We start from the raw sequence: 15,851 nt of genomic DNA, 5'->3' as shown, positions 1-15,851 counted from the left end.
TATGACAAACCCATGGCGGCTGGGCGAGAGGCGAAATGCGCCAGCCTAGCGACCTTTGCGGTCATGGGCGGTTGGTGTGGCGGATGTGGGTGGACGTTGGCCGTCCACCCGAGCCAGTCACTTAGCCTGCCAGCAACCAGGCGCCGGTGACTGCCGAAGCCGCGCCAAGCACGCGCACCACCGGTGCAGCGGCCTGGGGCAGCAGACGCACCAGGGCGTAGCCGCTGGCGTGCAGAGCAGCGGTTGCGACCACGAAGCCGGCGGCATAGCCCCATGGGCTGGCCAGCGCCGGCAGTTCCAGGCCGTGGGCCACGCCGTGGGTCAGGGCGAACAGTGCAGTCAGGGCGATGGAAATAACCATTGGCAGGCGGATGGCTACAGCGACTAGAAGACCAAACGCCAACACTGACGCGGCGATACCGGTTTCCATCAGCGGAATCTGCAAGCCGTTAAAGCCCAGCAGGCCGCCGATCAACATCGTGCCAACAAAGGTCAGCGGCAGCGCCCAGCGCGCCGCGCCGGATTGCTGCGCAGCCCATAGGCCGACGGCGAGCATCGCCAGCAGGTGATCGAGACCGAATACCGGGTGCGCCAGGCCGGCCATTAGCCCTGAGTGATCGTGGCCAGCGTGGGCGAAAGCCACTGCGGGGCTGAGAAACAGGGCGAGGGCGAACAGGGATTTACGCAGGTTCATGGGGTGTCTCCTTGACTGAATGTGAGGCGCAATCAGGCTGCGTTGAGCATGCCGTGTTGTTCGATAAAGGCGATGATCTGCTCAAGCCCCTGGCCGATTTTCTGGTTGCTGAAGACGAATGGCTTGTCGCCGCGCATCTTCAGGGTGTCGCGTTCCATCACGTCCAGCGAGGCGCCGACCAGCGGGGCCAGGTCGACCTTGTTGATCACCAGCAGGTCGGACTTGCAGATGCCAGGGCCGCCTTTGCGCGGTAGCTTGTCGCCGGCGGACACGTCGATCACGTAGATGGTCAGGTCCGACAGCTCCGGGCTGAAGGTGGCCGAGAGGTTGTCGCCGCCGGATTCGACGATGATCAGGTCCAGGCCTGGAAAACGCCGGTTGAGCTGGTCGACCGCTTCCAGGTTGATCGAGGCGTCTTCGCGAATCGCCGTGTGCGGGCAACCGCCGGTTTCTACGCCGATGATCCGCTCAGGCGCCAGAGCCTCGTTGCGCACCAGAAACTGCGCGTCTTCCTGGGTGTAGATGTCGTTGGTCACCACCGCCAGGTTGTAGCGTTCGCGCAGGGCCAGGCACAGGGCCAGGGTCAGGGCGGTTTTGCCAGAACCGACCGGGCCACCGATGCCGACACGCAGGGGTTGGCTGTTCATCTTCAAGTCTTCCTTATCATCAAGAACGGAATAAACGGCTGTACTGACGCTCATGCGCCATGCTCGCCAAGGCCAGGCCAAAGGCGGCGCTGCCCCAGTGTTGCGGTTCTAACTCGCTAGCCTGGCGCTGCGCCTGATCGAGCAGCGGCAGCAGTTGCGAGGTCAGACGCTGGGCGGCTTGCTGGCCCAGCGGCAGGGTTTTCATCAGCACCGCCAGCTGGTTTTCCAGCCAGCCCCAGAGCCAGGCGGCGAGGGCATCTTGTGGCTCGATCTGCCAGGCGCGAGCTGCCAGTGCCCAGCCGACGGCCAGGCCGGGTTCGTCGAGTTCGCCGAACAGCTGCTGCGCCGGCTGATCCAACTCTGGTAAGCCAGTGAGCAGCTGCTGCAGGGAGTAGCCCATCTGCCGGCTTTCCAGGCGCAGCTCGCGGGTTTCCCGGCTGGCGCGTTGCTGTTCGGCCAGGTGACGCAGCTGAGCCCAGTCCTCGTTGGCAGCAGCCTGGCAATGGGCAAGCAGCAGCGGTGCCTCGAAGCGCGCGAGATTGAGCAGCAGCTGATCGGCAATCCAGCGCTGGGCGCTTTCCGCGTTATCCACCAAGCCCTGTTCCACTGCCATTTCCAGGCCCTGGGAATAGCTGTATCCGCCAATCGGCAGCTGCGGGCTGGCCAGCCGGAGGAGCTGCCAGGCTTTATTCACTTGCGCGCACCGAATTGATGCAGGCGCGGCGCATAGCTGAATTCGGCATCGCCAGCATGGGAATGGTGATGGCCGCCGCCGTAAGCGCCTTGCTCGGGCTGGTAGGGGGCTTCGATCAGTTCCACCGTGGCGCCGAGTTGTTCGAGCATGGCCTTGAGCACGTAGTCATCCGGCAGGCGCAGCCAGCCATCGCCGAGTTGCAGAGCCACGTGACGGTTGCCCAGGTGGTAGGCGGCGCGCATCAACTCGAAGGCGTTGGCGCAGGTGACGTGCAGCAGCGGTTCGGTGCGGGCGATGACGCGTACGATGCGGCCGTCTTCGGCCTGCAGGCATTCACCATCGTGCAAGGCTGGTTGGCCGCGCTCGAGGAACAGGCCGACATCTTCGCCTGTGCGGCTGTAGCAACGCAGACGGCTTTTGCTGCGGGCTTCGAAGCTCAGCTCGAGTTCAGCATCCCAGTGCGGCTGGGCGGCAATACGGCGGTGAATCACCAACATGGGGCAGTTTCCGGCAGGTCAATGCCGGTTATAGAGCAAGTGCCTTGCCAAGCTGCTGCCTGGCCGCACAACGCGGGCTGTGTGGCGAGTGGTGTGCGTAACGAATGGGCATTCCAGGCTGCGCTTTGGTGCGTGCGCTATTTGCGTGCGCGATAGTGGTGCGCTCAGTGGTTGTGCTGCCCCAGGCCTTGCCAGTGCTTGGCGCCGATAAAGATAAAGCGTAGCTGCTCGATCATCTTCGCTTCGGGGGTGGCATGCCGCGGCAGGGCGCGTGCCGGTGGGTCGATCAGCTCGGGCAGTGTGGCAAACACGGTCTTAACCACCAGGTCGGCCAGCACGTTCTGCGCCGGGGTGTCGAAATGCTGCAATTTCGGCATCTGCGCTAGGTCCGCCACCAGGTCAGCGGTGATGCGTTCGCGCAGTGCGCCCACGGCCAAGCGCACGGGCAGCGAGCCACCGTACTGCTCACGGGCGAGAAACAGAAACTGTGAGCGGTTGGCCGCCACGGCATCGAGGAAAATCCGCACCGAGGCATCAATCACGCCGCCCAGCTCGAATTCGTGGTGGCGTACCTGGCGAATGGTTTCGCGGAAGGTTTCCCCCACTTCGGCCACCAAGGCCAGGCCGAGGGCATCCATGTCGTCAAAGTGCCGGTAGAACCCGGTAGGCACAATACCGGCGCAGCGCGCGACTTCACGCAGACTCAAGCTGCCAAAGCCACGGCCGCTGTCCATCAGGCTGCGGGCGGCGTCCATCAGGGCGTGGCGGGTTTGCAGTTTTTGTTCGGCGCGCGGTTGTAGTGGTTTCAAACTTCGAGGCTCGGCATGGCGTTCAGCGCTGCACTCTAACAAAGCGGTGTTGCAGGCGTCGAACCGCAGCGTGTATGACTTTGAGTGTACGAGTGTTGACTGAGTGCTTGTGATTCTGCCAGTCTAGTGAACAAATGTTCACTGGAGTCTGTCATGACCCTGATCCCTTTTGCGTGGATGCGCGGCTGTACGCGCTTGCTTGCGCCCTTACGGGTGCTGGCGGCGCAGGGCTGGTTGCGCGAAAGCGATGTCGATGCTGGGCTGAAACTGCTGCACCCGGCGCTGCGCTTGAACCGGGTATTCGCCCAGGTCGTTCAGCGCCAGTGGGTGGCGGATGACATGCTCGAACTGACCCTGCAGGCCAACGGCAACTGGCGTGGCGCGCAGCCGGGTCAGCACCTGCAGCTGTTCCTTGAACGCAATGGCGTGCGCCTGAGTCGCAGCTACAGCCTGACGGCGGTGCGGTCGAATGGCTGCGTGCAGGTCGCCATCAAGCATCATGCCGGCGGCCGGGTGTCACCCTATTTACTGGAACACCTGGCGGTGGGTGATGTGCTGGAGCTGGGGCCGGTGTATGGCGAATTGAGTTGGCCAGAGGCGCAGGAGGGGGTGTTGTTGTTGGCGGCAGGCAGTGGCATCACGCCGTTGCTGGGTCTTTTGCGCAGTGCTCTGGCGCAGGGTTTCAGTGCGCCGATTACCTTGCTGCATTACGTGCGGGAGCAGGGCCAGCGCGGTTTTGTTGCCGAATTGCAGGCCCTGCAGGCGCAGCACAGCAACCTGCAGGTGCGTTGGTCACTGACCGCTGCCGGTGTTGGAGCGGAAGGATCAGTTGGGCGTTTTACGGATAAGCATTTGGCCGATATTGCACAGTTGGATCAGCGCCGCGTTCTGGCCTGCGGCCCGGCGGGTTTTGTCGGCCAGGTGCAGCAGTGGTGGCAGGCCGCCAAATTGCCTGGCTTGCTGCAGGTAGAGGCCTTCACCGCGCCCGTGCTGCGCGCTGATGTCAGCCTACGCGAAGTACGCTTGGGGTTTGCCCGCAGCCATCAGCAGGCGACCGCCAATAATCAGCTCAGCTTGCTGGAACAGGCCGAAGCCCATGGCCTTAAGCCGGCCTATGGTTGTCGCCAGGGTATCTGTGCCAGCTGCACCTGCACGTTGCTGAATGGCACGGTGCGCGATTTACGCAGCGGTGTGTTGTTTAGTGAGCCCGGGCAACCCATTCGATTGTGCGTCAGCGCCCCCCATAGCGACGTCGACATTGATCTTTAACCTGCGAGGGAATCCCCATGCGTCGTGATCGCGAACTCTCCCTGGATGAAATGAACGCCTTCGGCAGCGAGCTGGACGCCCTGCGTCAGCGCACCCTGGCCGATCTGGGCGAGGTGGATGCACGCTATATCCGCAGGATTCGCGCAGCAGTGCGGTTCTGTTGCTGGAGCGGACGTGGCCTGCTGATGCTTGGTTGGTTTCCGCCGACCTGGCTACTCGGCACCCTGCTGCTGGGGCTGGGCAAGATTCTGGAGAATATGGAGCTGGGGCATAACGTCATGCACGGCCAATACGACTGGATGAATGACCCGGAGTTTGCCGGGCGCAGCTACGAATGGGATATCGCCGGCCCGAGTGACTTCTGGCGGCACACCCATAACCACGTGCACCACACCTGGACCAATGTGCTGGGCATGGACGATGACGTGGGCTATGGCGTGGTGAGGCTGTTTCCCGAGCAGCGCTGGAAGCCGTTCTACCGTTGGCAGCCGCTGTGGGTGACGCTCCAAGCGCTGTTGTTCCAGTACTCGGTGGCGATCCAGCACCTGCGTCTGGACAAGGTCTACAAGGGCAAGCTGAGTAAGGCCGAAGTGCGCCCACTGATCAAACAGTTCAACGCCAAGATACTGCGTCAGTGGGGCAAGGATTACCTGTTCTTCCCACTGCTGGCGCTGCTGATCGGCGCCAATGCCATGGCAGTGCTCGCCGGTAATGCCGTGGCCAACCTGATCCGCAACCTGTGGACTTTCACGGTGATTTTCTGCGGTCACTTTACCGAGCAGGCGGCGGTGTTCAGCAAGGAGTCGGTGGTCGGCGAGAGCCGGGGTCACTGGTACCTGCGCCAGCTGCGCGGGTCCAGCAACCTGAATGGCGGACCGCTGTTCCATATTCTGACGGGCAACCTCAGCCACCAGATCGAACACCACCTGTTCCCCGATCTGCCGGCGCGGCGCTATGCGGCGATGGCGGTGGAGGTCCGTGAGATCGCCGAGCGTTATGGTCAGGTCTATAACAATGGCAGCTTGTGGAGCCAGTTTTCGACAGTGCTCAAGCGGATCTGGATCTACCGCAGTCGCCCGGTCGAGGCTATGCCGGCTGACGCTTAACTGCGCGATCCAAGCTGCGTAGGGTGGATGAAGCTGTTTTCATCCACCATTCACCTTGGGTGACAGTCAGCGCGTAAACACGCACGTCAGATAACGGTTGCTAAAGCCGTAGCGCAGCATCGAATACAGCCGGCTGATCAGGTACAACGGGCGTTTGCGGTAATACAGCAGCACCGCATTGCCGACCCCTTCGCTGCGGTGCTGTTTCTGTTGATCGGCCTGTTTCGAGAATAAACCTTTGAACTGCCACCACTGAATCTGTTCCAAGTGCTGCCGGGCATGCAGCCCTTGCTGGCGGAACAGCACATAAAAGCTGCGTTTGCTGAAGTCATGCAGGTGGTGCGGGTTACCGTCGAGGGTCGGGGTGATCGGCACCGAGGCGATGACCTTGCCGCCTCCGGCCAATAAGCGCGCATAGTTGGCCAGCAGCACCTGCGGACGCGGCAGGTGCTCGATGGTTTCCAGGCTGACGATGCAATCAAAGCCCTGCTCGCTGCTGAACTGTTCGGCATCGGCACATTCATAACGCAGGTTGGGCAGGTGGTAATGCTCGCGGGCGTAGGCAATGGCCGCCGGGTCGATGTCCACGCCGGTAACCTGTTTGTCCGGGTTGCGCTCGGCCAGCAGGGCCGTGCCATAGCCGCAGCCACAGGCCATATCCAGCACGCGCTGGCCGCTGAGGTGCAGGGCTGCGAACTCATAGCGCTGCATATGAATCTGCAGGCTGGCCTGGTCGTCCGGGTTCAGCGGATTGAGATCCTTCGGGTAAATCCGTTCGATGGTATGCATGGTCATGGCAGCGCAAAGAGAAGCCAGGACTATAGGCCAGGTGGCCCACTATTCCCACGCGCTGTATTGGCATGCTTCGTGGTTCAGTACTTTCTTTCTCGGCGGTATGACACAAGGATGGTTTGCAATGTCGACATCTTCTGCACCCCGTTATCCCCTGGTCCTGGTGCCAGGTTTACTCGGCTTTATCAGCCTGCTCGGTTATCCCTATTGGTACGGCATCGTCACGGCGCTGCGCCGCATCGGTGCAACAGTCTTCCCGGTGCTGGTGTCGTCGGTGCATTCCACCGAGGTGCGCGGCGAGCAACTGCTGCTGCGCATCGCCGATGTGTTGCAGCAGACCGGCGCAGAAAAGGTCCATCTGATCGGTCACAGCCAGGGCGCCCTGACGGCGCGCTATGCGGCCGCGCTAAAGCCCGAGTGGGTAGCGTCCGTCACTTCGGTGGCCGGGCCCAACCATGGCTCGGAGCTGGCGGACTTTCTCAAACGCAAAGCCCCGCACGGCAGCTGGCGCGAGCGTTTGTTGGCGCGTCTGCTACGTGGCGTGGCCCGTTGCATGGCCTGGCTGGAGCGCGGTTATAAAGGCGAGCCACTGCCGATGGATGTGGCAGCGGCGCAGCAGTCGCTGACCAGCGACGGCGTGGCAGCCTTTAATGTGCAGTATCCGCAGGGCTTGCCCGAAGTCTGGGGCGGTGAGGGCGCTGCCGAGGTTAACGGCGTGCGCTACTACTCCTGGTCCGGCACCATTCAGCCGGGTATTACCGATAAAGGCGGCAACCGCTTCGACGGACCGAATGTCGCCTGCCGGATGTTTGCCAAAACCTTTCAGCGCGAGCCGGGGCAATGCGATGGCATGGTTGGGCGCTACAGCTCACACCTGGGCACGGTGATTGGTGATCAGTACCCGATGGATCACTTCGACATCATCAATCAGACCTTCGGCCTGGTCGGCAAAGGCGCCGAGCCGGTAAAGCTGTTTGTCGAGCACGCACAGCGTTTGGCGGCTGCCGGACTCTAGAGTTCGTTTAGCTCGACCCAGATGCCCTGATCGTCTTCGCGGATGGCAAGCTCTTGCAGCGATTGCCCGGCGCAGGGGCCGGCGACGCATTCGCCGGATTCGATGAGAAACAGTGCGCCGTGGGTGGCGCATTGGATCAGGCTGGCGCTGTGATCGAGAAACTGGTCGGGCAGCCATTCCAGTGGGATGCCACGGTGCGGACAGCGATTGCGATAGGCATACAGCTGGCCGTCCTTGCGCACAGCAAACAGCTTCTCTCCCGCTATCTCAAAGCCCCGGCTCTGGCCTTCGGCCACTTCATCCGGTGCACATAAACGCAACATAGGAACCTCCCCGACAGGCCGGCATTATGCCGCCCTGGCGTGGAAGTGAAAGTGGAGGGCGCATCCTTGCGCCAAGTGGAACTCTGTTTCGCGACTAGTTGCTCGCGAGGTAGACGTGTTGCTGGGTCAGATTTCCCAGACCAGATTGACGGCCGCGTGGCGGCCCGGCTGGCTGAAGCGGCCAAGGCTTGGGCTGTTTTCAGTCAGGCCGCGCACATCACCCCACTGCCAGTACTCTTTGTCGGTCAGGTTGAACAGGCCGGCATTCACGGCGAAGGCATCAGTCATTTGCCACCAGCCATTGAGGTCGAGTACGCCATAACCCGAGGTCTGCGCATGGTTAGCGGTTTGGGTCATGTCGACGCGGGTTTTCGCCGCCACCAGGGTCCAGCTCAGTTCGCCACCAAACGTGCCGCTTGGCTCGCTGTAGCCCAGGCCGAACACCCCCTTGAGCGGGTCGACGCTGTTGATCGGTTGGCCTGTGCCTTCATCCTTGCCACGGGCATACGCCACGCTGCCACGGGCTTTCCAGCCAGCCGGCAGACCCAGTTGATCGAGGAACAGCTCACCTTTGGCTTCTGCACCGCGAATGGTTACGCGATCACGATTGACGTACTGGAACTCGCCGAAGGGGAAACCCGGCACGCTGGAGGGCCGGCTGACCTGCTCAATAAAGTCGTCGTACTGGTTGTAGAAGAGCGCCGCGCCAAAGCTGCCGATGGCGTACTGACCGCGCAGGCCCAGTTCGAAGCTGTCGCTGGTTTCCGCCTTCAGGTTGGTATTGGCCAGGGTGCGGTACATGCCGGGGTTGGCGAACTCGCCGAAGATCTCGATTGCCTGTGGCGCGCGGAAGCCTGCAGCGTACTGACCGTAGACGCTGTGGACGTCGTCGAGCTGGTAGGTCACGCCAAACTTGGGCGACAGCGCCGAATCCTTGAAGTCGCTTGGGTTGCGCTCGGTGGCCTGGCTGTTGAGGTACTTATTGGTGACGTGTGGGCTCATCTCATAGTGGTCGTAGCGCAGGCCCGGTAGCAGGGTCCAACGGCCGATGCTGATGCTGTCCTGAGCAAACAGGGCGTATTCCTTGGTGGTCGGATCGGGGAAGTCGCTGGTGGGTAGAACAGGCGTGGTGACGCCGGTGGCCAGTACGGTCTCGCCGCCTTCGCGCAGGTCCGCGTTCTTCAGGTGTTTGATATCCAGACCATAGACCAGCGCATGTTCTGTGCTGCCGATGCTGAAGGCCTTGTCCAGCTTGGTATTGAACGCCCAGAGTTTTTCTTCGTAGTACGAATCTCGTGTGCGGTAGCGTGGCTGCCCGCCGACCACGCGGTCCTCGAACGTTTGCTGACGCGTCTGGCTGTCCTGGTAGCTGAGCTGGCTGTGGATCTGATCCACCAGCAGGGTGTCGAGTTGCTGGGTATGGGCGAGGGAATAGCGCTCACGGTCGACGCGGTCTTCAGCATCCTGAGTACGGATGGTGGCCGTGTTGCTGTAGTTGCTCAGTACCTGGGTGTCGGTGTCGTCCTGGTGCCGCTCATAGGTCAGCTGCAGGCGGCCGCTGTCGCTGTAATCCCAGCCGAATTTGCTCAGCAGATTGTCGGTACGGTAATCCAGCGGATTGGCCTGCTCGCGGGTTGCGCCGATACCACCCTGGCCGCTGTGGGTGTCCGTGGCCTGGCCGCTGCGTCGACCCAGGTGCAGCAGGCCGTCGACCTGGCCCAGGCGTGCGGCAAAGGTGGCGCTGCGCTGCCAGCTGTCATCGCTGCCGTCATAACCGGTTTTCAGGCGGGCGTAAGCGTCATCGCCTTCGTCCAGGTAGTCGCCGGCATCCTTGGTCAGGAAGCTCACGGCGCCGCCAATCGCATCGCTGCCATACAGCGAACTGGCAGGGCCGCGGATGATTTCCACCTGCTTGACGGTGTCGAGGTCGACGTAATCGCGCTTGGCGCTGAGGAAACCGCCAAAGGAGAATGCGTCCGGCATACCGATGCCATCGACCTGGGTCAGTACGCGGTTGCCGCCAATGCCTCGGATGGTAAATCCCGACAGGCCGAAACGATCACCGCTGCCACCGACGGACACGCCGGGCTCGTAGCGCACCAGGTCCTTGATGTTCTTGATGTTCTGCTGGTCGATCTGCCGTTCGGTTTGTACCGACACTGTGCTCGGTACCTGGTCGAGGGTCTGCTCGGTACGGGTGGCCGTGACGGTCACGGTATCGAACTGGTTCGGCGCTTTCTCGGCGCCAAGGGCCAGCGATGGGCTGAGTAGCAGCAGGGCAAGCCAGGGGCGGCGGGCAAATGGAGGGTTTCTGTGCATGGAGACTCCAGGATCGTACGGGTGGTTTCTGTGACCACCGGGTTGGCATCGGCGGCAAACCTAAACGACATTGACATGCGAATGCAAATAATTATCAAATAGATCTAATTCGATTTGATTGGGCTTTTGCATGCTGCGTTTGTCGCTGTTTCTGCTGCTGTCGCTGGCGCTGCATGTCGCCGGTTGGCTGCTGCATGGCGAGGCGCAACCGCCTGCGTTGAGTGCGGCGCAAACCCGCGAAGCGCCCCAGGTATTACGCCTGGCTGCCGTGCTGCAACAGGCCGAGCCGGCGCCGGCCAAGCTGCCTGAGCAACCGCAACCGCAACCGCAACCGCAACGCCAGGCAGTCGTGCCTAGAAAGTCTCCGGCACCTAAGCCTGTCGTGCAGGCGCCAGTGGCCAAGGCAACGCCAGCGGTAGCGGCACAGCCAACTCAAAACCAGCCGGTGCAAGCGCAGCCAACCGAGTCAACCCGTCAGTCGGCTGCGGTGCGTGCAGCGGCTCAAGCCGCGCCAGCCAAGCCGGTTGCCACAAAGCCGGTTGCTGAAGTGCTTAGCCGCAAACCGAGTTTCCGCGAGCCGCCCCGTCAGCCGAATTACCCGTCCCAGGCGCGGCGGCGTAATCAGCAGGGTGTGGTGCTGGTCGAGGTGCGTCTGGATGAGCGCGGCCAGCAACGCAGCCTGAATGTGCTGCGATCTTCGGGTGTGGACAGCCTCGATCGCGCCGCCCTGGAGGCGGTTGCTAAGTGGCGTTTTCGCCCCGAAACCACCGGCGGTCAGGCTGTGCCTAGCCGTGTACAGATCCCTATTCAGTTCGCCTTGACGGCGAGCCGTTGATTAATCAGTGAGGAGTTTTCCATGAGTACACACGCCCAATCCGTCGCGCCCAGTAATGATCTGTATCTGGCCTGGCAGGTGCTGCGCAGCGAGCAGCCACGCCTGCGCGCTCGCGATGCCGCCGAGCGTCTGGCCGTCAGCGAGGCCGAACTGGCGGCCAGCCGCCTCGATGTCGATGCTGTGCGCTTGCAGCCGGACTGGGCGCAATTACTGCCGGCACTGGGCGAGCTGGGCTATGTGATGGCGCTGACCCGCAACGAGCATTGCGTGCATGAACGCAAGGGTCATTACCGTGAAGTGACGGTCACCGGTAATGGTCAGATGGGCTTAGTGGTGTCGGCTGATATCGACCTGCGCCTGTTCCTCGGCGGCTGGGCCAGCGTATTTGCTATCGAGGAGCAAACCGGCAAAGGCACCCAGCGCAGCATTCAGGTGTTCGACCGCCAGGGCATTGCGGTGCACAAGGTGTTTCTCACCGAAGACAGCCAGCTAAGTGCCTGGACGCCACTGGTGGAGCGTTTCCGCATGGCTGAGCAGAGTGCCGAGCTGGAACTGATGCCTCTGCCCCAGGTGCAGCCCGCGCAAGCTGATGCCCAGGTAGACGCGAATGCTCTGCGCGTGGGTTGGTCGACCCTCAAGGACACTCACCACTTCTTCGCCCTGCTGAAAAAGCACGGCACTACACGCACCCAGGCCCTACGTCTGGCCGGAAGTGAGTGGGCCGAGCCGCTGGATGTGCGCGAGCTGCCCAAACTGTTGGAGCAAGCCGGTGCGCGTGAAGTGCCGATCATGGTGTTTGTCGGTAATCGCCACTGCATCCAGATTCACTCCGGTCCGGTGCGCAACCTGCGTTGGATGGACACCTGGTTCAACGTGCTCGATCCCGAGTTCAATCTGCACTTGCAGACCACTGGCGTGACCGAGCTGTGGCGGGTACGCAAGCCCAGCACCGATGGCGTGATTACCAGCTGGGAAGCCTTCGACGCCAATGGCGAGTTGGTGGTGCAGCTGTTTGGCGCGCGCAAGCCGGGCGTCCCGGAGCGCGAAGATTGGCGCGCCCTGGCCGAAAGCGCGCCAGCGCTGGAGTGCTGAGATGAGCCAGTGGTGGAGTGCGATGGGGCCGCTGGGCTGGCCGCTGGCGCTATGTTCGCTACTGGCGCTCGCACTGATTCTGGAGCGCCTTAGCGTATTTCTGCGTTTGCAGCCGCTGAGCACTGCCGCCGGGCGTGCGGCTGTCAGCGCCTGCCGCACCTGTGAACGTGAGCACTGCAAAGGTCGCGCGCGTGGTTGGCGCTATGGCCTGGCGTTGTTGCTCAAACACAGCGCCTTGCCGGCGGTGCAGCGCGAGGAGCTGCTCGGTTGCTGGTTGCTGGAAGAGCGTCAGCGCCTCAATCGACAACTGCGCTTGCTGCAGCTGATCGGCATGCTGGCGCCCATGCTCGGGCTGCTCGGCACAGTGCTGGGCATGCTTGAGATGTTTGCCAATATCGCCGGGCAGAACAGCCCGGTCACCCCTGCGCTGCTCGCCGATGGATTGTGGCAGGCGCTGTACACCACGGTGTGGGGCTTGCTGATCGCCATACCGGCGCTGGCGGCAGGACAAGGCTTTGCCTTGTGGGCCGAGCGTTATCTGGAGGGCGTGCAGGCGTTGCTCAATCGCTGTCAGCTGGCATTGGATGGTCTGGAGCTAGAACTGCCGCGTAACCAGCCAGCTGCGCAGTGGGTGTTGTCGTGATCCGTCTGCCGGCTGCCAGCAATTCTCAGGGCAATCTGTTGCCCGATCTGACACCGCTGCTCGATGTGATTTTTATCGTGCTGGTGTTCTTTCTGCTGACCGCGCAAACGCCACTGCTGGAGCTGCCTTTGCAGTTACCGCAGAGCCGCGAGGCGCTGCCCACGGCGAGTGCCGGCAACGGCGAACGCATGCAAATACAGCTCTCAGCCGAAGGTGCTTGGCGCTTTAACGGCGTGCAGCAGGCGGATTTCAACAGGCTGCGCACTGAACTGACTGCAGCCTTTGTCGCCGACAACACGGTAGGTCTGGACCTGGCGCTGGATCGTCAGGCGCCGCTGTCGGCATTTCTCGATCTGATGGCCTTGTTGCAGCAGCAGGGCATTCAGGACAGTCGCATTCTTCTAGAGGCCAACCATGAAACGCCTTAATACTTTGTTCGCCCTGGGCGCGAGCCTGTTGTCCTGTGCCTCGGCGATGGCCGCCGAGCCGTTGCCGCAACGCTGGATCAGTTCCGGCGGCTCGCTCAGCGAGTGGGTGGTGGCGTTGGGTGGCGAAAGCCGTTTGGTCGGGGTGGACAGCACCAGTCAGCATCCAGAATCGCTGCGCGCACTGCCGAGCATCGGTTATCAGCGCCAGCTGGCGGCCGAGGGCATGCTGACGCTGCGCCCGGATATGCTCATTGGCAGTGAAGAGATGGGCCCGCCGCCGGTGCTGGCGCAGTTGCGCGGCGCCGGGGTGTTGGTGGAAATGCTCTCGTCCAAGGCGGATCTGAGCAGTTTGCAGACCAGCCTGCAGCGCATCGGCACTCTGTTAGGTGAGCCGCAGCGTGCTGATCAGGCCTTTGCGGCCTATCAGCTGCGCTTGCAGCAGCAGGCCGACTGGCTGGTAACAGCGCAGCGTAGGCAAGCAGCGCCGGGTGTGCTGCTGTTGCTCGGCCATGCCGGCGGTAGCCCGATGGCGGGCGGCAAGGACACTTCGGCCGATTGGCTGATCGAGCGTGCCGGTGGGCGCAACCTGGCCAGCCACAGCGGTTTCAAGGCGCTGTCCACCGAAGCCCTGCTGGCGCTTGATCCCGAGGTGGTGATCATCGCCGACCGCAGCCTGTCCGGTGACGCCGCGCGTGAGGCAGTGCTGCAGCAGAACCCGGCGCTGGCGGCGACCCGGGCGGCACGTAATCAGCGCTTGTTGATGCTCGACCCGACGCTGCTGGTCGGTGGTCTTGGACCGCGTTTGCCAGATGGGCTGGCGGCCTTGTCCGCAGCCTTTTATCCTGCCAGTCAACCTCTGGTCGCCGAAGCTAAGCCCACGCCATGAATCCTGTTATTCGTCCGCGCTCACTGTTTATCGCACTGAGCCTGTTGCTGGCGTTCGCGCTTTGGTTATCCCTGGCGCTGGGGCCAGTCAGTCTGCCGCTGCTCGACACCCTCAAGGCGGCGTTGCGCCTGCTGGGTTTGGCGCAACCGGGTAATGATCTGGCTCAGGCCGAATTGATCCTCGGGCAGATTCGTCTGCCGCGCACCCTGCTCGGGCTGCTGGTCGGCGCGGTGCTGGCGCTGTGCGGGGTGGCGATGCAAGGGCTGTTTCGTAACCCGCTGGCCGATCCTGGGTTGATCGGCGTATCCAGCGGCGCGGCGCTCGGCGCGTCGATTGCGATTGTCGGCGGCGCTGCCCTTGGCGGTTTGCCGGAAGCCTTTGCACCTTATCTGTTGTCGTTGTTCGCCTTTATCGGCGGCCTTGGAGTGACGGCGCTGGTCTATCGTCTGGGCCGGCGTGACGGCGAAACCAATGTGGCGACCATGCTGCTGGCCGGCATTGCGCTAACCGCATTGGCCGGCGCGGCCATCGGCCTGTTCACCTACCTGGCCGATGACGCCACCTTGCGCACCCTGACGTTCTGGAACCTGGGCAGCCTGAATGGCGCCAGCTACGAGCGTCTGTGGCCGTTGCTGTTGGTCACGGCCGCCGTGGCGCTGTGGCTGCCACGACGGGCCAAGGCGCTGAATGCTTTGCTGTTGGGCGAGTCCGAAGCGCGCCATCTGGGCTTTGCTGTTGAGCGGATTAAGGCCGAACTGGTGTTCTGCACCGCCCTGGGCGTCGGTGCAGCGGTGGCGGCGGCGGGGATGATTGGCTTTATCGGCCTGGTGGTGCCGCATCTGGTGCGTCTGCTGGTGGGGCCGGATCATCGCGTGCTGTTGCCTGCGTCAGCGTTGGCGGGGGCCAGCCTGCTGCTGCTGGCAGATTTGGCTGCACGACTGGTGCTGGCGCCGGCTGAACTGCCGATCGGCATTGTCACGGCGTTGATTGGCGCGCCGTTCTTCCTTTACTTGTTGCTGCGAGGGCGTACCTGATGCTGCGCGCGGAAAATCTGGCGGTACAGCGCGGCCCGTGCACGGTGTTGGCGGATATCAACCTGGAACTGCGTCCGGGTGAAGTGCTCGGCGTGCTGGGGCCCAATGGCGCCGGCAAGAGCACCTTGCTCGGTGCGTTGTGTGGCGAGCTGCAGCCGAGCCACGGCGATGTATGGCTCGACCAGCGGCGGCTGCAGGACTGGCCCGGTAGCGAGCGAGCGCAACGCTTGGCGGTGTTGCCGCAGACCTCCACGCTGAATTTTGCCTTTCGCGTGGAAGAAGTGGTCGGCATGGGCCGTTTACCCCACGCCAGTGGACGTGTGCGTGATGCGCAGATCATCAAGCAGGCGCTAGAAGCTGCTGATGCCTTGCACCTGGCCGGGCGTAGCTACCTGGCGTTATCCGGCGGCGAGCGCCAACGTGTGCACCTGGCGCGTGTGCTGGCGCAGCTCTGGCCCGGTGGGGAAGGGCAGATGCTGCTGCTCGATGAACCTACCTCGATGCTCGATCCACTGCATCAGCACACCACGCTGCAGGCCACCCGCGCCTTTGTTGAACAGGGCGCAGCGGTGCTGGTGATTCTTCACGATCTCAATCTGGCCGCGCGTTACTGCGATCGCTTGTTGCTGTTGGAACGTGGCCGCCCTCATGCGCTCGGTAGCCCTGAGGACGTGCTGCGTGCCGAACCGCTTCAAGCCGTATTCGGTCTTGAAGTGCTGGTGCAGCGGCATCCAGAACGGGGTCATCCTTTAATTGTTGCTCGTTAAG

Annotated in this window: 18 protein-coding genes; 10 read left to right on the top strand and 8 right to left on the bottom strand. The window is 62.7% G+C overall.

Translation table 11 applies throughout. The annotated features are described in order from the left end of the window. Positions 1 to 121: 121 nt before the first annotated feature. The 5 genes from ALTER154_RS16605 to ALTER154_RS16585 all read right to left on the bottom strand — a co-directional run bounded on the left by ALTER154_RS16605 (position 122) and on the right by ALTER154_RS16585 (position 3,287). The gene (locus ALTER154_RS16605; protein ID WP_160088644.1) at positions 122 to 694 is read right to left on the bottom strand and encodes a HupE/UreJ family protein; all 573 of its coding nucleotides are present in this window, start codon (positions 692 to 694) and stop codon (positions 122 to 124) included. A 32-nt stretch (positions 695 to 726) separates the two neighbouring features. Beyond that, a complete protein-coding gene (ureG, locus tag ALTER154_RS16600) occupies positions 727 to 1,341 on the bottom strand; it encodes an urease accessory protein UreG (RefSeq protein WP_160088642.1) in 615 nt (204 codons plus the stop codon). Between the two features lie 19 nt (positions 1,342 to 1,360). Further along, positions 1,361 to 2,035 (bottom strand): urease accessory protein UreF, encoded by a 675-nt coding sequence (locus ALTER154_RS16595; protein ID WP_160088640.1) that lies wholly within the window; start codon positions 2,033 to 2,035, stop codon positions 1,361 to 1,363. Then, the gene (ureE, locus tag ALTER154_RS16590) at positions 2,032 to 2,532 is read right to left on the bottom strand and encodes an urease accessory protein UreE (RefSeq protein WP_160088638.1); all 501 of its coding nucleotides are present in this window, start codon (positions 2,530 to 2,532) and stop codon (positions 2,032 to 2,034) included. Before ureE ends, ALTER154_RS16595 begins: the two co-directional genes overlap by 4 nt. A gap of 164 nt (positions 2,533 to 2,696) precedes the next feature. After that, positions 2,697 to 3,287, bottom strand: a complete 591-nt coding sequence (locus ALTER154_RS16585) for a TetR family transcriptional regulator (protein ID WP_160090197.1) — start codon at positions 3,285 to 3,287, stop codon at positions 2,697 to 2,699. A gap of 207 nt (positions 3,288 to 3,494) precedes the next feature. Here ALTER154_RS16585 and ALTER154_RS16580 point away from each other — a divergent pair, with 207 nt between their 5' ends. After that, positions 3,495 to 4,610 (top strand): ferredoxin reductase, encoded by a 1,116-nt coding sequence (locus tag ALTER154_RS16580; protein WP_160088636.1) that lies wholly within the window; start codon positions 3,495 to 3,497, stop codon positions 4,608 to 4,610. A gap of 17 nt (positions 4,611 to 4,627) precedes the next feature. Further along, positions 4,628 to 5,716 (top strand): fatty acid desaturase, encoded by a 1,089-nt coding sequence (locus tag ALTER154_RS16575; RefSeq protein ID WP_160088635.1) that lies wholly within the window; start codon positions 4,628 to 4,630, stop codon positions 5,714 to 5,716. A gap of 66 nt (positions 5,717 to 5,782) precedes the next feature. Here ALTER154_RS16575 and ALTER154_RS16570 read toward each other — a convergent pair whose 3' ends face one another. Further along, positions 5,783 to 6,511 carry a bifunctional 2-polyprenyl-6-hydroxyphenol methylase/3-demethylubiquinol 3-O-methyltransferase UbiG gene (locus ALTER154_RS16570; protein WP_256665652.1) on the bottom strand — a complete coding sequence of 243 codons (729 nt, stop codon included), beginning with the start codon at positions 6,509 to 6,511 and terminating at the stop codon, positions 5,783 to 5,785. Positions 6,512 to 6,632: 121 nt separating this feature from the next. Between ALTER154_RS16570 and ALTER154_RS16565 the strand changes: the two genes are divergently transcribed. After that, positions 6,633 to 7,523, top strand: coding sequence for a triacylglycerol lipase (locus tag ALTER154_RS16565; RefSeq protein ID WP_160088634.1), 891 nt, complete (start codon positions 6,633 to 6,635; stop codon positions 7,521 to 7,523). On the opposite strand, the gene ALTER154_RS16560 is transcribed toward ALTER154_RS16565, so the two are convergent. Then, the gene (locus ALTER154_RS16560; RefSeq protein WP_160088633.1) at positions 7,520 to 7,846 is read right to left on the bottom strand and encodes a Rieske (2Fe-2S) protein; all 327 of its coding nucleotides are present in this window, start codon (positions 7,844 to 7,846) and stop codon (positions 7,520 to 7,522) included. The two genes, ALTER154_RS16565 and ALTER154_RS16560, sit on opposite strands and share 4 nt — an antisense overlap. A 126-nt stretch (positions 7,847 to 7,972) precedes the next feature. Beyond that, on the bottom strand, positions 7,973 to 10,165 hold the full coding sequence (locus ALTER154_RS16555; protein WP_160088632.1) for a TonB-dependent hemoglobin/transferrin/lactoferrin family receptor: 2,193 nt from the start codon (positions 10,163 to 10,165) through the stop codon (positions 7,973 to 7,975). A 130-nt stretch (positions 10,166 to 10,295) separates the two neighbouring features. Between ALTER154_RS16555 and ALTER154_RS16550 the strand changes: the two genes are divergently transcribed. The 7 genes from ALTER154_RS16550 to ALTER154_RS16520 are packed head-to-tail and all read left to right on the top strand — an operon-like array spanning position 10,296 to position 15,850. Further along, positions 10,296 to 11,000 (top strand): energy transducer TonB, encoded by a 705-nt coding sequence (locus ALTER154_RS16550; protein WP_160088631.1) that lies wholly within the window; start codon positions 10,296 to 10,298, stop codon positions 10,998 to 11,000. Between the two features lie 21 nt (positions 11,001 to 11,021). Then, complete coding sequence (locus ALTER154_RS16545) at positions 11,022 to 12,092, top strand: hemin-degrading factor (protein ID WP_160088630.1); 1,071 nt, start codon at positions 11,022 to 11,024, stop codon at positions 12,090 to 12,092. 1 nt (position 12,093) lies between these two features. Beyond that, positions 12,094 to 12,735 carry a MotA/TolQ/ExbB proton channel family protein gene (locus ALTER154_RS16540; protein ID WP_160088629.1) on the top strand — a complete coding sequence of 214 codons (642 nt, stop codon included), beginning with the start codon at positions 12,094 to 12,096 and terminating at the stop codon, positions 12,733 to 12,735. Beyond that, on the top strand, positions 12,732 to 13,163 hold the full coding sequence (locus tag ALTER154_RS16535; RefSeq protein ID WP_160088628.1) for a biopolymer transporter ExbD: 432 nt from the start codon (positions 12,732 to 12,734) through the stop codon (positions 13,161 to 13,163). The genes ALTER154_RS16540 and ALTER154_RS16535 overlap by 4 nt, the downstream gene beginning before the upstream one ends. Then, positions 13,150 to 14,049, top strand: coding sequence for a hemin ABC transporter substrate-binding protein (locus ALTER154_RS16530; protein WP_160088626.1), 900 nt, complete (start codon positions 13,150 to 13,152; stop codon positions 14,047 to 14,049). The genes ALTER154_RS16535 and ALTER154_RS16530 overlap by 14 nt, the downstream gene beginning before the upstream one ends. Next, positions 14,046 to 15,083, top strand: a complete 1,038-nt coding sequence (locus tag ALTER154_RS16525; protein WP_160088624.1) for an iron ABC transporter permease — start codon at positions 14,046 to 14,048, stop codon at positions 15,081 to 15,083. Before ALTER154_RS16530 ends, ALTER154_RS16525 begins: the two co-directional genes overlap by 4 nt. Continuing rightward, positions 15,083 to 15,850 (top strand): heme ABC transporter ATP-binding protein, encoded by a 768-nt coding sequence (locus ALTER154_RS16520; protein ID WP_160088622.1) that lies wholly within the window; start codon positions 15,083 to 15,085, stop codon positions 15,848 to 15,850. The genes ALTER154_RS16525 and ALTER154_RS16520 overlap by 1 nt, the downstream gene beginning before the upstream one ends. The last annotated feature ends 1 nt before the right edge of the window (position 15,851 follow it).

This window comes from Pseudomonas sp. 9AZ (assembly GCF_902506525.1).
In the GTDB taxonomy this organism is placed as follows: domain Bacteria; phylum Pseudomonadota; class Gammaproteobacteria; order Pseudomonadales; family Pseudomonadaceae; genus Aquipseudomonas; species Aquipseudomonas peli.
The sequence above is the reverse complement of the archived record's forward strand: the minus strand, read 5'-3'. Positions and strand labels throughout refer to the sequence as shown.